This window comes from Streptomyces nodosus (assembly GCF_008704995.1).
Classification (GTDB): Bacteria; Actinomycetota; Actinomycetes; order Streptomycetales; family Streptomycetaceae; genus Streptomyces; species Streptomyces nodosus.
The window spans coordinates 4,637,776-4,651,793 of the sequence record NZ_CP023747.1 but is presented as its reverse complement, the minus strand read 5'-3'; the positions used below and the strand labels follow the sequence as shown (position 1 = coordinate 4,651,793).

Below are 14,018 nucleotides of genomic sequence, written 5' to 3'. Positions count from 1 at the left end.
CCGGTGCACGACCGGACGTCGATATCCAACGGTGACCCGCAGAACAGGTTTCGTACACCGTGGCTTCTGACACTGTTCTGTCATGGGACAGCAAGCGACGCCGGTTCGCACGGCCCGGCTGGGGAGGGCGCTCGGTCCGGTGCCGACGGCGGTGAGCGGCGTGGTACTGCTGCTGCCCGACGGCGACGAGGTCTCCGCCCGCAGACCGTTCCCGCTCACGGCCGCCGCCTCGGTGGGCGCGCTCGGCCGCCGGCTGGTGCGCGCGGGAGCGGGCGAGGGCCTGGTCGTCCATGTGGTGCACTACCGCTACCGGGGCTGGAACGGCAGCGAGGCACATCTGTCGCAGGACGCCGACTGGGCCGCCGACGAGGTCGTACGACGCTACGGAGATGTGCCGGTCTGCCTCGTCGGCCGGAGCATGGGCGGCCGGGCCGCGCTCCGTGCGGCCGGGCACAGCGCCGTCAACTCGGTTCTGGCGCTCGCCCCTTGGCTCCCGGAGGAGGACATGGCGGTCTCCCCCGAACCGGTGCGGCAGCTCGGCGGACGACGGGTGCTGATCGTGCACGGCACCAATGACGAACGCACCGACCCGGAGCTGTCGTTCCGGCTGGCGGCGCGCGCGAAGAAGGCGAACCGCGACATCTGCCGCTTCGAAGTGCACTCCGACGGCCACGGTTTGCACCAATACCGCTCCGAAGTGCACGCGCTGGCCGAGGACTTCGTGATGGGTGCCCTGTTCGGACGGGCCTTCTCCCGCCCGGTGCAGGACGCGCTGGCCGCCCCGCCGCCACTGGGGCTGCGGATGCCGCTGGCGGCGGGGTTCGGGAAGACGCTGCGCAGATGAGGGGCGCCCCGGCGGGGCGTGCCCTCAGTCCGGCAGCAGGCTTCCCCTCCTGGACAGCAGGAACTTCTTGAAGGCGGCCACCGGCGGGGTGTCGACATGCCCCTCCAGCCAGGCGACGCCGATCTCCCGCACCGCCCGTGGCGCGGTGACCGCCAGTTCGACGACCCCGGGACGGGCGACGGCGGGCGGGGGCAGCAGGGCGACGCCGAGGCCCGCCGCGACCAGACCCCGCAGGGTCTCGGCCTCCTCGCCCTCGAAGGCGACCCGCGGGGTGAACCCGGCCTCCCGACACAGGTCGTCGGTGATGCGGCGCAGTCCGTAGCCGGCTTCGAGGGTCACAAAGCCCTCCTCGGCGGCCTCGGCGAGACGGATGCGCCGACGGCCCGCCAGCCGGTGGTCGGCGGGGACGACCAGCCGCAGCTTCTGCTCGTCCAGCCGGCGGGCGACCAGATCGGGGGCGTCGGGCACCGGGGAGGTCAGACACAGGTCGAGTTCCCCCGCCCGCAGCTTCTCGAGCATCGCCTCGCCGTAGTTCTGGACCAGGCTGAAGCGGACGCGGGGATGGTCGGCGCGGAAGGCGTGGATGAGGCCGGGCACCGTCTCGGCACCCATGGTGTGCAGAAAGCCGAAGGCGACCTTGCCGGTGGCCGGGTCGGCGTCGGCGCGCACCTCGTCGGCGGCCCGCTCGACCTCCGCGAGGGCACGCTCGACGGAGGCGAGGAACGTCCGGCCGGCGGGGGTGAGCGCGACCGTGCGGCCGCGGCGGGCGAACAGCTCGACGCCCAGGTCCTGTTCGAGCCGGACCAGCGCGCGGGACAGGGTGGACTGCGGGACCTGCATCTCCCGCGCGGCACGGGTGACGTGCTCGGTACGGGCGACTCCCGCGAAGTACGCCAGGCGCGGCGCGAGCAACGCCACGATGTCGTCTCCGTCACGTGTGTCACCGTTGCGTGACAGCCTGCTCACTGACCTCTGCTGATGCACCATGGGAACGATTATGGGGTTTCTGTGCATTGGACGGATGAACGTCCGCTCCGTACGTTCGAAGCATGCCTGCCGTTGATACCGGGGCGTCCACCACCGTGGACGCCGACGCCGTCACCGCCACCGACTCCCCTCCCGCTCCGGGCGGCCCCGCCGCCGACTCCCGGCTGACCCCGGGCGGCCCCGGCTACCGCCGGATGAGCCTCGCCCTCTTCCTCGCGGGAGTGGCCACCTTCGCCCTCCTCTACTCCACCCAGGCCCTGCTGCCGCTCGTCTCCCGCGACTTCGGGGCGTCCGCCAGCGCGGCCAGCTGGACCGTGTCGGCCGCCACCGGTGGGCTGGCCCTGTTCGTCCTCCCCATGAGCGCCCTCTCCGAGCGGTTCGGACGGCGCACGGTGATGACCGCGTCCCTGGCGGTCGCGGTGGCGGTCGGTCTGCTGGTGCCCTTCGCCCCGTCGATGGGCGCACTGATCGCGCTCAGGGCCGTGCAGGGCGCGGCCCTGGCCGGGCTGCCGGCCTCCGCGACCGCCTATCTGGCCGAGGAGGTCCGCCCGAAGGCCCTGATCACGGCGATCGGACTGTTCGTGGCGGGCAACAGCGTGGGCGGGATGAGCGGCCGGATCATCACCGGCTGGGTCGCGCAGGAGTGGGGCTGGCGGGTCTCCGTCGGCACGATCGGCGTGGTCGCGGTCGGCTGCGCCGTCGCCTTCCGTCTGCTGCTCCCGGCGCCGCGGCACTTCACCCCCGGCTCGCTGCGTCCGCGGGTCCTGGCCCGCACGGTCCGCGACCATCTCTCCGACCCGCTGCTGTGCCGGCTGTATGCGATCGGCGCGCTGTTCATGACCGTCTTCGGCGGCGTCTACACGGTGATCGGCTACCGGCTGACGGAGGAACCGTTCGGGCTGCCGCAGGGCATCATCGGCTCGATCTTCCTGGTGTATCTGGTGGGCACGGTGTCGGCGTCGACCGCGGGCCGGCTGGTGGGCCGGCTGGGCCGCCGCGGGGCGCTCTATCTGGCGGCCGGCACCACGACCACGGGTCTGGCGCTGTCCCTGGCATCCTCCCTGATGCTGGTGCTGGCCGGTCTGGTGCTGATCACGGCGGGCTTCTTCGCGGGCCACGCGGTGGCCTCCTCGGCGGTCAGCCACACGGCGAAGCGGGGCCGCGCCCAGGCCGCCGCGCTCTACCAGTCGGCGTACTACATCGGCTCCAGCGTGGGCAGCGCCCTCGGCGCGGCGGCCTTCCACTCGGGCGGCTGGTCCGGGACGGTGGCCATCGGTGTGCTGGCGGTGCTCGGTGTGGTGACCATCACCGTCTTCGGCTCGCGGGCGGCCCGGGCGGCGGTGGCCGTGCGGTCCGCCTAGGGGGCTTTCGTTCGAAGCAGGTCGGCGGCGGTCCTTCGGGACCGCCGCCGACCTGCTTCTTCTCCCCGGTCCTGGGGCATTGTCAGTGGTCTGGGCTAGCTTGCGTGGTACTGGGCGCACTCGCGCGAGGAGAACGGCCACGGGGTGAGGGACCATGAGTGACGGCACGACCACACGGGACGGCCTCGACGCCCGGCTGGAGCAGCACCGGGTGGAGCTGACGGGGTACTGCTACCGGATGCTGGGGTCCTCCTTCGAGGCCGAGGACGCGGTGCAGGACACCCTGGTGCGCGCCTGGCGGAGCTTCGAGAAGTTCGAGGGCCGCTCCTCGCTCCGCTCCTGGCTGTACCGGATCGCGACCAACGTCTGTCTGGACATGCTGGGCGCGGGCGGCAGACGGGCCCGCCCGATGGACCTCACCGACTCCACCCCGCTGGCCCGCGCCGTTCTCTCCCCCCGGCCCGACACCACCTGGCTGGAGCCGGTGCCCGACGCCCGGGTGCTGCCTGCGGCGGACGACCCGGAGCAGGCCGCGGTGGCGAAGGAGTCGGTGCGGCTCGCCTTCGTGGCCGCCCTGCAGCAGCTGCCGCCCCGGCAGCGCGCGGTGCTCATCCTGCGCGAGGTGCTGGCCTGGCGGGCGAGCGAGGTCGCCGAGCTGCTCGGCACCTCGGTCGCCTCGGTCAACAGCGCGCTGCAACGGGCCCGCGCGACCCTGGCCGAGCGAAGCGCGCGGGGTGCCGACGCCGCCGTCCTGGATCCCCTGGACCAGGAGCAGCAGGCGCTGCTCGAGCGCTATGTGGCGGCCTTCGAGGCGTACGACATGGCGGCGTTGACGGCCCTGCTGCACGAGGACGCGGTGATGACGATGCCGCCGTTCGATCTGTGGCTGCGCGGTTCCTCGGACATCACCGGTTTCATGACCACGCTCGGCTCCGCCTGCGCGGGCTCACGGCTGGTGCCGGTCCGGGTCAACGGCCTGCCGGGCTTCGCCCAGTACAAGCCGGACCCGGACAGCGGCGGCTTCACGGCCTGGGCGCTCCAGACCCTGGAGATATCAGGGGGCCGGATCACCGGGTTCCACTGCTTCCTCGACATCCGGCGCTGGTTCCCGCTGTTCGACCTGCCCCTCCAGCTCGAAGGACAGACCGACCAGACCTAGTAGCGCACACAGGGAGGGGGCCGGGTCCCGCAGCCGTATCCGGCCCCCGGCCCGCCGGGCGGCGAGCTGGAGCCGCGCCAGCAGGTCGACCGTGCCGAGTCCCGGCGGTCCCAGCCCGCCGACGTCGCACACCACCACTCCGGCCCCGGTGGCCCCGAGGCGTGCCCGCACGTCGTCGCACAGCCCTGGCACCTGGTCCCGTGTGACGAGACCGGTGAGCACGAGCACGGCAGGTGGTGTCCCGGCATCCATGCTCTGGGGACCCTCCCGCCGGGCACAACTCATCGTCGCCCGGGGCTCCGAGGGTCGTCGAAGATCACATTGACCCGGTCCCGGCCCTCCCCGGAGGGTGGCGACATGCCCCGTGGATCAGCACCGCCCTGGACGTCCGACGGCCTCCTGCCCGCCGAGGAGGCCGTGTGCAGGGGGTGTTGAGCGGGTTCGCGGTCATCGCGGTCGTGATCGGCGTCGGCTGGCTGATCGGGCGCCGCGGCTCCCTCGGTGACCAGGGCCGCGAGGTGTTGACCGGGCTGGCCTTCCAAGTGGCCACCCCCGCCCTGCTGTTCACCACGCTCGCACGGGCCGACCTCTCGGTGATCTTCTCCAGCCGGCTGCTGGTGACGGCGCTGAGCACGGCCGCGGCGGCGGGCGTCTTCGTCGCTTTCGGCGTGGTGCGCCGCTGGGGCGTGGGCCGCACCACGATCGGCGCCCTGTGCTCCAGCTATGTCAACTCCGGCAACCTCGGCATCCCGATCGCCGCCTATGTCCTCGGCGACGCGTCCCTGGTGGCCCCGGTCCTGCTGTTCCAGCAGATCATGGTCACGCCGATCGCACTGACGATCCTGGATCTGTCGGGCGCGGGCGAGAAGCGCGCGCTGTTCGGACGCCTGCTCACCCCGCTGCGGAACCCGATCGCGGTGGGTTCACTGAGCGGGGTCCTGGTCTCGGCGACCGGCGTACGGATACCCGGACCGGTCATGGACCCGATCACCCTGATCGGCAATATGTCGGTCCCGGCCGTCCTGCTGGCCTACGGCATCTCCCTGCACGGCAGCACGGCCCCCGGCCGGGGCCAGGACCGCCGTCCGGTGCTGCTCGCGGTCGCCCTGAAGTCGGCGGGCCAGCCCCTGGCGGCCTGGGCCCTGGCGACGTCCGTCTTCGGCCTGCGCGGAGCACCCCTGCTGGACGTGGTGGTCACCTCGGCCCTCCCGGCCGCCCAGAACCTCTTCACCTACGCCTCCCGCTACCGCGTGGCCGAGTCACTGGCCCGCGAGGCCATCCTCCTGTCGACGCTCCTGTCGGTACCGGTCCTGGTGGCGATCGCGGCGCTGCTGGGGTGACGGGCTGTGAGGGGTTCGAGGTGCCGCCCCTTCACCTGATTCTCATCTCGATTCCGCACACTGCCCTCATGTACATCACAGCGGAGGGTGCCGGTTCGGCGTCCGGGCACGGCAAGGCGGAGCGGGCGGGGTCGCTGACGCGAGGGAAAGCCCACCGTTGAAGGGGTATGTGCGACGTCTGTCGCTTCGTGCACGGCTCGGCCTGCTCGCCGCTGCCGCTGTGGCCGTCGCCGTGACGGGGGTCGCGGTCACGGCTTGGCTGCTCACGGAGCGGCAGCTCAACAGCCAGCTCGACTCCAACCTTCGTAGCGTGCAGGCCTCGCCCGCCTACATCCAAGGTCTGCTGAGGATGTGCCAGGTCCAAGAGCTTCCGACGGAGCAGAACAAGGGCGACCGCACGCCGACTCCGTACACGGTTCAAGTCGTCACCGGTGACGGGACCGTATGTACCGCTCCTGGAAGCTCCGCCATCAAGGTCGGCGCCGGTGACCTTGCGGTGGCTCTCGGACTCCGCGAAAACTCCTTGCACGATGCCGTGTCCGAAGAGGGACAGGCGATGCGCGTCGCGACGTCGCGCCCCGACAGCCTGCCCCAGATGAGCGGGAACTACGCGGTATCGATCGCGCAACCTCTGAGCGTGATTTCCAAGCCCTTGAACAGTCTCGCGTGGCTTCTCCTGGGGGTCGCCGGGGTGGGCGTCGTGGGTGCGGCCACCGCCGGGGTCGGTATCGCCCGTGCAGGACTGCGTCCCATGAAGCAGCTCATGGACGTCACCGAGCACATCGCCCGGACCGAGGACCTGTCGGTACGGATCCGGGTCGACGGTGACGACGAGATCGCACGCCTGGCGGAGTCCTTCAACGCGATGACAGCCGCTCTGGCCTCATCTCGGGAGCGGCAGCAGCAGTTGGTCGCGGATGCGGGACACGAGCTGCGAACACCCCTGACTTCCCTGCGGACGAACATCGAGCTGATGATGCGCAGCGAGAAGACGGGGAGGGAGCTTCCCCCCGATGTGCGCAGGGATCTGCTGTCTTCGGTGGAGGCGCAGATCACGGAACTGGCCGGCCTCATCGGTGACATCCAGGAGCTCTCCCGGCCGGACGCCGCGCCGGGTAGTGCGTCCATGCGGCTTGTCGCGCTTCACGAGGGGGCCGAGCGAGCCCTCGCACGGGCGAGACTTCGAGGTAAGGAACTGACGTTCACCTGCGAGCTGGAGGACTGGTTCGTCTGGGGTGAGCCCGCCGCTCTTGAACGCGCCATAGTGAACCTGCTGGACAACGCGGTGAAGTTCTCACCGGCCGGAGGCACGGTGTCGCTGCGCCTCCAAGGAGGCCGACTGTCGATCAAGGACGAGGGCCCGGGTGTCCCGCCGGACGAACTCCCGTATGTCTTCGAACGCTTCTGGCGTTCGCCCTCGGCCCGCAGCCTCCCCGGAAGCGGCCTCGGCCTGGCCATTGTCGCCAGGGCGGTACAGGCGTCCGGCGGGACCGTGGGCCTGCACCAGGCACCCGGCGGCGGCGCCCTGGCCGTCATGACCGTCCCAGGAGCCCGAACTCCGCCACCGGAAACCCCTCCGCGTAAGGGATGACTACACCTCGGACGCCGGAAAGATGCCGGTGTCGAGGATCAGTTTGAACGGCTCGGGGAGTTTGAGCTCGTCGCCGTACTCGACCGATGCGAGGACCCGGTACGTGCCGTTCTGCGGCTCGCCGTAGAGCGTTGCCGTGGGACGGCCCGAATGCCAGGGGTCCAGGAGGAGGTAGAACGGCACGCCTCCGGCGGCGCAGCCATGGGCCTTCTTGATGCGGTCGTGATGGGCGTCTCTCCGAGACGTGACCTCGACGACCAGTTCCGCGTCGCCGACATGCACCCGCGTGCCGCGGCGCAGGAAAGCCCTCGGCACCACGCACAGGTCAGGGACGAACAGACTGCCTGTCTCCGGGCACGTCAGCCCGAGCGTCCGATAGACACCCCAGTCGCAATTGGGCGGAAGCGCGCCGTACAGGCGTTCGTGAAGCAGCTCAGTGGTGTCGTTGTGCTTTTCGGACGGCGGTGGCGCCACGGTGATGATCCCCTCGATGATCTCCACCCTGCTGCCCTCGGGCCAGTCCGTCTCCTCCCGGAACCGGACGAGGCCTTCCCAGCCCTGATCGGCGTTGTGGCTGATGATGAGTGCGCTCATGGCGGTCTCCTGTCGGTGCGTCACTGATCCCAGCACGCCGAACGGGACCGGTGGTGGTCCACCGGTCCCGTTCACCCGAATGGGGAATGCCCTGGTCAAGCCATGTCAGGCGATGCGTTCCAGCACGATCGGGTTGGGCTTGAAGGCCGTGTCCGACGGGCCGATGTCGTAGGAGTCCTCGACGGCCTGGAGTGCGTACTCGAAGCGCTCCGGGGTGTCGGTGTGGAGCGTCAGCAGCGGCTGGCCCGCCGTCACCGGGTCGCCCGGCTTGGCGTGCATCTCGACGCCCGCCGCCGCCTGCACCGGGTCCTCCTTGCGGGCGCGGCCGGCGCCGAGGCGCCAGGCGGCGACGCCGATGTCATAGGCGTCCAGCCGGGTCAGCACGCCCGAGGACGGCGCCGTGATCACATGCTGCTCGCGGGAGGTGGCCAGCGGTGCGTCCGGGTCGCCGCCCTGCGCGGCGATCATGCGGCGCCAGACGTCCATGGCGGAGCCGTCGGCCAGGGCCTTCGCCGGGTCCGCGTCCTTGAGCCCGGCCGCGTCGAGCATCTCGCGCGCCAGGGCCACGGTCAGCTCGACCACATCGGCCGGACCGCCGCCCGCCAGGACCTCCACCGACTCACGGACCTCCAGTGCGTTGCCCGCCGTCAGACCCAGCGGGGTCGCCATGTCCGTGAGGAGGGCGACGGTCTTCACCCCGTGGTCGGTGCCCAGGCCGACCATGGTGGAGGCCAGTTCGCGGGCGTCCTCGATCGTCTTCATGAAGGCGCCGGAGCCGACCTTCACGTCCAGGACCAGCGAGCCCGTGCCCTCCGCGATCTTCTTGGACATGATGGAGGACGCGATCAGCGGGATCGCCTCCACCGTGCCCGTGACATCGCGCAGCGCGTACAGCTTCTTGTCCGCGGGGGCCAGTCCGTCGCCGGCCGCGCAGATCACCGCGCCGGTCGTGTCGAGGACGTCCAGCATCTCCTCGTTCGACAGCAGCGCACGCCAGCCGGGGATCGACTCCAGCTTGTCCAGGGTGCCGCCGGTGTGGCCGAGCCCGCGGCCCGACAGCTGCGGCACGGCCGCGCCGCACGCGGCGACCAGCGGGGCCAGCGGAAGCGTGATCTTGTCGCCGACACCGCCCGTGGAGTGCTTGTCGGCGGTGGGGCGGGACAGCGAGGAGAAGTCCATGCGCTCGCCCGAGGCGATCATCGCGGCGGTCCAGCGGGCGATCTCGCGGCGGTTCATGCCGTTGAGCAGGATGGCCATCGCGAGCGCGGACATCTGCTCGTCGGCGACCTCGCCCCGCGTGTACGCGTCGATGACCCAGTCGATCTGCTCGTCGCTCAGCTCACCGCGGTTCCGCTTGGTGCGGATGACGGAGATGGCGTCCATGGCCATGGTTTCCTTCCGAAGTTCTGAAGGTGTGCGGCCCCCCGGGCCGTCGAGACCGGCTCGGGGGGCCGCACGGGAATCACTTGGTGAGATGGTCAGGACCGAAGGCCTGGGGAAGCATCTCCGACAGCGGCAGGATCCCCGCCGGCGTCTCCAGCAGCAGTCCGGGGCCGCCGAACTCGTAGAGCAGCTGGCGGCAGCGGCCGCACGGGACGAGGACCTCGCCCCGGCCGTCCACACAGGTGAAGTGGGTCAGCCGGCCGCCCCCGGTGTTCTGCAGCTGGGAGACCAGCCCGCACTCGGCGCACAGGCCGATGCCGTAGGAGGCGTTCTCGACGTTGCAGCCGGTCACGGTGCGCCCGTCGTCGACCAGGGCCGCGACGCCGACCGGGTACCCCGAGTAGGGGGCGTAGGCACGGGCCATCGCCGCGCGCGCCTCCTGACGGAGCGCCGCCCAGTCCACCGTGGTGGGCGCGGTCACTTGCCCTGTCCCTTCCGGTACGGCATACCGTCCGCCTTGGGCATCCGCAGACGCTGTGCGGACAGCGAGAGCACCAGCAGAGTCACAATGTACGGCGTCGCCGTCACCAGCTGCTTGGGAACCTCGTGGGTGTCGAGGTACCAGACGAACATCAGGGCCGAGATCACGGCCGTGACGATCGCGGGCACGTACTTCTTCTTCCACACCAGGTAGGCGGCGCCGAACACCAGCAGGATCGCCAGCAGCAGGATCAGCGCGTGGACGTTGGTGGTGCCGCCGCGCAGGTTGAGGCTGTCGGTGTAGCCGAACAGGCCCGCACCGAGGGCGAGGCCGCCCGGCATCCAGTTACCGAAGATCATCGCGGCGAGACCGATGTAACCGCGGCCGGCCGTCTGGCCGTCCAGATACACATTGGACGCCACGATCGACAGGAACGCCCCACCCAGTCCGGCGAAGCCACCGGAGATGATCACGGCGAGGTACTTGTACTTGTAGACGTTGACGCCCAGCGATTCGGCCGCCACCGGGTTCTCGCCGCAGGAGCGCAGGCGCAGGCCGAAGGAGGTGCGCCACAGCACCCACCAGGTGACCGGGATCAGGGCCACCGCGATGACGGTCAGCGGCGACAGATCGGTGACCAGACCGCCGATCAGGCCCGCGACGTCCGAGACCAGGAACCAGTGCTTCTGGTTGAGGGTGTCCAGCCAGGAGGACAGGCCCGGGATGTCGAAGGTGCCCAGCGAGTCGATCGGCGGGGACTGCTTGGAGGAGCCCTGCGGGGCGTTCTCGAAGGTGAACTTCGACAGATAGCGGGTGGTGCCCAGGGCCAGGATGTTGATCGCCACACCGGAGACGATGTGGTTCACATTGAAGGTGACGGTGGCGATGGCGTGCAGCACGGCGCCGAGCGCACCGCCGATGATGCCGAAGGCCACACCGGCCCACGGGCCCCACTGGTAGCCGGCCCAGGCACCGAACCAGGTGCCGAGGATCATCATGCCCTCGAGACCGATGTTGACCACGCCGGAGCGCTCGGCCCACAGGCCGCCGAGGCCCGCGAGGCCGATCGGGACGGCCAGGCGCAGCGCCGTGGACATCTGTCCGGTCGAGGTGATGCCGTGGGCACCGGTGATCAGGCGGACCACCGAGGTGAGGACGAGGACCCCCGCGATGATCAGCAGGAGTACGGGGAGCGAGACGCGGCGGCTGCCCTTGACGGGTTGCTGCGCCTTCGGCTTCGCGATGGTCGCGGTGGTCATCAGACAGCCACCTCCTTCTTGATCGAGTTGTTGGTGCGGGCGGCCTCCGCGGCAAGTTCCGCGCCGACCCGCTTCTGCTGGCGGCGCAGACCCCACTGGCGTACGGCCTCGTAGGAGATGACGACCGCGAAGACGATCAGGCCCTGCATGATGGTGGCGATCTCCTTCTCGTACGCCACCGGGACCGCGTAGTCGAGGGCGGGGGACGCCTTGTCGAGGAAGGCGACCAGGAGCGCGGCGAAGGCGATGCCGACCGGGTTGTTGCGGCCGAGCAGCGCGATGGTGATACCGGTGAAGCCGAGACCCGTGGGGAAGCTCAGGCTGTAGGTGTGGGCGTCACCGAGCAGCAGCGGCAGCCCGGACAGACCCGCGACACCGCCGGAGATCAGCATCGCCGTGAGGACCATCTTCTTGGCGTCGACGCCGGAGGCCGCGGCGGCGGTCTCGGAGGCGCCGGTGGCGCGCAGGTCGAAGCCGAAGCGGGTGCGGTTGAGGACCAGCCAGTACAGGACGCCCGCGATGACGGCGAGGAAGACCAGGCCGTAGATCTCACCGGCGTCGGAGCCCATGCCGATGCCCGGGACCCAGCCGGACTCCTTCATCTCGCCGGTCGTCATGTTGTTGCCGACCTGCACGCCCCAGACGTCGGAGAGGGTGAGGTAGCCGATGAGGCTGGTGGCGATGGAGTTGAGCATGATCGTCGCGACGACCTCGCTCACGCCCCGGGTGGTCTTCAGGATGCCCGCGATGCCGGCCCAGAAGGCGCCGGTCAGGACGGCGACCAGCAGCAGCAGCGGGACCTGGAGGAACGACGGCAGGGCGAGGTGCGCGCCGACGACGGCGGTCACCATGGCGGCGAGCCGGTACTGGCCGTCGACACCGATGTTGAACAGGTTCATCCGGAAGCCGACGGCCACCGCGAGCGCCGCGAGGTAGTACATCGACGCCTGGTTGACGATCAGCACCTGGACGTCGGAGAACGTCGCCTGCTCGATCATCAGCCGGTACGGCTCGAACGGGTTCTTGCCGGAGGCGACCAGCACGATCGAGGTCAGCAGGATCGCCGCGACCAGCGCGATGACCGGTCCGGCCACCGCGAGGAGCGCCCGCTCCTTGTCGAACTTCTTCATCGGTTCTCGCCCTTCGCGGCGGCGTCCGCCTCGTCCTCGGTGGATTCCTCCACGTCTTCCAGGTGGCCGGACGCGGCACCGGTCATGGCCGAGCCCAGTTGCTCCGGGGTGATGGTGGCCGGGTCGGCGTCCGCGACCAGCCGTCCGTTGTAGATCACCCGCAGGGTGTCGGACAGGCCGATCAGCTCGTCCAGGTCGGCGGAGATCAGCAGCACCGCGAGGCCCTCGCGGCGGGCGTCCCGGATGTGGTCCCAGATGGCGGCCTGCGCGCCGACGTCCACACCGCGGGTGGGATGGGCGGCGATCAGGAACTTGGGAGCGTGGCTCATCTCCCGGCCGACGATCAGCTTCTGCTGGTTGCCGCCGGAGAGGGAGGCCGCGGTGACGTCGATGCCGGGGGTGCGGACGTCGTACTCCTCGACGATCCGCCGGGTGTCCTCCTGGGCGCCCTTGGGGTCGAGCCAGAAGCCTTTGGCGTTGGGGCTCTCGGTGACATGGCCGAGGATGCGGTTCTCCCACAGCGGGGCCTCGAGGAGCAGACCGTGGCGGTGCCGGTCCTCGGGGATGTAGGCGATGCCGGACTCGCGGCGCCTGCGGGTGGGCCAGGGGGTGATGTCCTCGCCGAGGAAGGCGATGGCGCCGGAGTCGGCCTTCTTGAGGCCGATCAGCGTCTCGATCAGCTCGGTCTGGCCGTTGCCCTCGACACCGGCGATACCGAGGACCTCACCGGCGTGGATGGTGAAGGTGACGTCGTCGAGGATGCGCCGCACCGCGTCGGCCGCGTTCCCCACGGGCCCGGCGGGGGCGCCGCCGGCGTAGACGGTGAGGCCCTCGACCTCGAGGACCGGCTTGTCCGTGACGGTGGACTCGGCGGTCTCCGGGGTGGGCAGCTCGCTGCCGACCATCAGCTCGGCGAGCTGGCGCGGGGTGGTCTCGGAGGGTATCGCGGTGCCGACGGTGGTGCCGCGTCGTATGACGGTGATGTCGTCGGCGACGGACAGCACCTCGCCCAGCTTGTGGGAGATGAAGATGACGGACAGGCCCTCGGACTTCAGCTCGCGCAGGTTGTCGAAGAGCGCGTCGACCTCCTGCGGGACCAGGACCGCGGTCGGCTCGTCCAGGATCAGGGTCCTGGCGCCGCGGTAGAGGACCTTGAGGATCTCCACGCGCTGGCGGTGGGCGACACCGAGGTCCTCGACCAGGACGTCGGGGCGCACGCCCAGCCCGTAGCGGTCGGAGATCTCCTTGATCTTCTTACGGGCACCGCCGCCGATGCCGTACAGCTTCTCGCTGCCGAGGACCACGTTCTCCAGGACCGTGAGGTTGTCGGCGAGCATGAAGTGCTGGTGGACCATGCCGATGCCGCGCACGATGGCGTCGGCGGGGCTGTTGAAGGTCACCTGCTCGCCGTCGACGACGATGGTGCCCTCGTCCGGCTTCTGCATGCCGTAGAGGATCTTCATCAGCGTCGACTTGCCGGCGCCGTTCTCGCCGACGAGGGCGTGCACGGTGCCTCTGCGGACGGTGAGGTGGATGTCGTGGTTGGCGACGACACCGGGGAATCGTTTGGTGATCCCCGTCAGCTCGACCGCGGTCGTCGACTGTGCGGTGAGCGGAGGGCTGCTGGACGCGTCGATGGCGCACTCTCCTTGCAAAAGGGGCCGATCTACGCGCGTAGCGCCCCTGCCTCAAATAGTGCTCGGACCTGATCGGTTCCGATCAATTGCCGAGCATTGTGCCGCGCGAAGGGGTGTGGGTGGGCGGCCCTCCCCACACCCCCATGGCGTAGCCGTACACGCTGCCATCGCGGCGACGTCTTGGCCATGGACCGTTATGGCCTTTTGTCCTGGGTGTCCCGGCATCGTGATACCGGAGCCGGGACACCCGGA

General features: G+C 70.3%; 13 protein-coding genes. 5 read left to right on the top strand and 8 right to left on the bottom strand.

What is annotated here, in order from left to right:
* Nucleotides 1-82 precede the first annotated feature (82 nt).
* Nucleotides 83-844 (top strand): alpha/beta hydrolase, encoded by a 762-nt coding sequence (locus tag CP978_RS21040; protein WP_043443300.1) that lies wholly within the window; start codon nt 83-85, stop codon nt 842-844.
* A 24-nt stretch (nt 845-868) separates the two neighbouring features.
* On the opposite strand, the gene CP978_RS21035 is transcribed toward CP978_RS21040, so the two are convergent.
* Nucleotides 869-1,831, bottom strand: a complete 963-nt coding sequence (locus tag CP978_RS21035; RefSeq protein ID WP_043443298.1) for a LysR family transcriptional regulator — start codon at nt 1,829-1,831, stop codon at nt 869-871.
* Nucleotides 1,832-1,893: 62 nt separating this feature from the next.
* Here CP978_RS21035 and CP978_RS21030 point away from each other — a divergent pair, with 62 nt between their 5' ends.
* Together CP978_RS21030 and CP978_RS21025 are read left to right on the top strand one after the other, a co-directional pair.
* Nucleotides 1,894-3,192 (top strand): MFS transporter, encoded by a 1,299-nt coding sequence (locus CP978_RS21030; RefSeq protein ID WP_043443296.1) that lies wholly within the window; start codon nt 1,894-1,896, stop codon nt 3,190-3,192.
* Between the two features lie 154 nt (nt 3,193-3,346).
* Nucleotides 3,347-4,351: a sigma-70 family RNA polymerase sigma factor gene (locus CP978_RS21025; protein ID WP_043443294.1), complete on the top strand. Its 1,005-nt coding sequence runs from the start codon at nt 3,347-3,349 to the stop codon at nt 4,349-4,351.
* Here the strand turns inward: CP978_RS21025 and CP978_RS21020 are convergent.
* On the bottom strand, nt 4,247-4,603 hold the full coding sequence (locus CP978_RS21020) for an STAS domain-containing protein (RefSeq protein ID WP_107070418.1): 357 nt from the start codon (nt 4,601-4,603) through the stop codon (nt 4,247-4,249). The two genes, CP978_RS21025 and CP978_RS21020, sit on opposite strands and share 105 nt — an antisense overlap.
* A gap of 167 nt (nt 4,604-4,770) precedes the next feature.
* Between CP978_RS21020 and CP978_RS21015 the strand changes: the two genes are divergently transcribed.
* Both CP978_RS21015 and CP978_RS21010 read left to right on the top strand, forming a co-directional pair.
* Nucleotides 4,771-5,691, top strand: coding sequence for an AEC family transporter (locus CP978_RS21015; protein ID WP_043443293.1), 921 nt, complete (start codon nt 4,771-4,773; stop codon nt 5,689-5,691).
* A 169-nt stretch (nt 5,692-5,860) separates the two neighbouring features.
* The gene (locus CP978_RS21010) at nt 5,861-7,282 is read left to right on the top strand and encodes a sensor histidine kinase (protein WP_242647108.1); all 1,422 of its coding nucleotides are present in this window, start codon (nt 5,861-5,863) and stop codon (nt 7,280-7,282) included.
* Here the strand turns inward: CP978_RS21010 and CP978_RS21005 are convergent, their stop codons facing one another.
* From CP978_RS21005 to CP978_RS20980, 6 genes are all read right to left on the bottom strand, one after another.
* Nucleotides 7,283-7,876 carry a Uma2 family endonuclease gene (locus CP978_RS21005; protein WP_043443290.1) on the bottom strand — a complete coding sequence of 198 codons (594 nt, stop codon included), beginning with the start codon at nt 7,874-7,876 and terminating at the stop codon, nt 7,283-7,285.
* A 105-nt stretch (nt 7,877-7,981) separates the two neighbouring features.
* Nucleotides 7,982-9,265: a thymidine phosphorylase gene (locus CP978_RS21000; protein WP_043443288.1), complete on the bottom strand. Its 1,284-nt coding sequence runs from the start codon at nt 9,263-9,265 to the stop codon at nt 7,982-7,984.
* 73 nt (nt 9,266-9,338) lie between these two features.
* On the bottom strand, nt 9,339-9,740 hold the full coding sequence (locus CP978_RS20995) for a cytidine deaminase (RefSeq protein WP_043443286.1): 402 nt from the start codon (nt 9,738-9,740) through the stop codon (nt 9,339-9,341).
* A complete protein-coding gene (locus tag CP978_RS20990; RefSeq protein WP_043443284.1) occupies nt 9,737-10,999 on the bottom strand; it encodes an ABC transporter permease in 1,263 nt (420 codons plus the stop codon). The genes CP978_RS20995 and CP978_RS20990 overlap by 4 nt, the downstream gene beginning before the upstream one ends.
* Nucleotides 10,999-12,129 carry an ABC transporter permease gene (locus CP978_RS20985; protein ID WP_043443282.1) on the bottom strand — a complete coding sequence of 377 codons (1,131 nt, stop codon included), beginning with the start codon at nt 12,127-12,129 and terminating at the stop codon, nt 10,999-11,001. Before CP978_RS20985 ends, CP978_RS20990 begins: the two co-directional genes overlap by 1 nt.
* A complete protein-coding gene (locus CP978_RS20980) occupies nt 12,126-13,784 on the bottom strand; it encodes an ABC transporter ATP-binding protein (protein WP_079162237.1) in 1,659 nt (552 codons plus the stop codon). Before CP978_RS20980 ends, CP978_RS20985 begins: the two co-directional genes overlap by 4 nt.
* Nucleotides 13,785-14,018 lie beyond the last annotated feature (234 nt).

Bases quoted from the DNA above. Each gene is read 5' to 3' on its own strand.
- CP978_RS21040 (WP_043443300.1), top strand. From the start codon at position 83: ATGGGACAGCAAGCGACGCCGGTTCGCACGGCCCGGCTGGGGAGGGCG.
- CP978_RS21035 (WP_043443298.1), bottom strand. From the start codon at position 1,831: ATGGTGCATCAGCAGAGGTCAGTGAGCAGGCTGTCACGCAACGGTGAC.
- CP978_RS21030 (WP_043443296.1), top strand. From the start codon at position 1,894: ATGCCTGCCGTTGATACCGGGGCGTCCACCACCGTGGACGCCGACGCC.
- CP978_RS21025 (WP_043443294.1), top strand. From the start codon at position 3,347: ATGAGTGACGGCACGACCACACGGGACGGCCTCGACGCCCGGCTGGAG.
- CP978_RS21020 (WP_107070418.1), bottom strand. From the start codon at position 4,603: ATGGATGCCGGGACACCACCTGCCGTGCTCGTGCTCACCGGTCTCGTC.
- CP978_RS21005 (WP_043443290.1), bottom strand. From the start codon at position 7,876: ATGAGCGCACTCATCATCAGCCACAACGCCGATCAGGGCTGGGAAGGC.
- CP978_RS21000 (WP_043443288.1), bottom strand. From the start codon at position 9,265: ATGGCCATGGACGCCATCTCCGTCATCCGCACCAAGCGGAACCGCGGT.
- CP978_RS20990 (WP_043443284.1), bottom strand. From the start codon at position 10,999: ATGACCACCGCGACCATCGCGAAGCCGAAGGCGCAGCAACCCGTCAAG.
- CP978_RS20985 (WP_043443282.1), bottom strand. From the start codon at position 12,129: ATGAAGAAGTTCGACAAGGAGCGGGCGCTCCTCGCGGTGGCCGGACCG.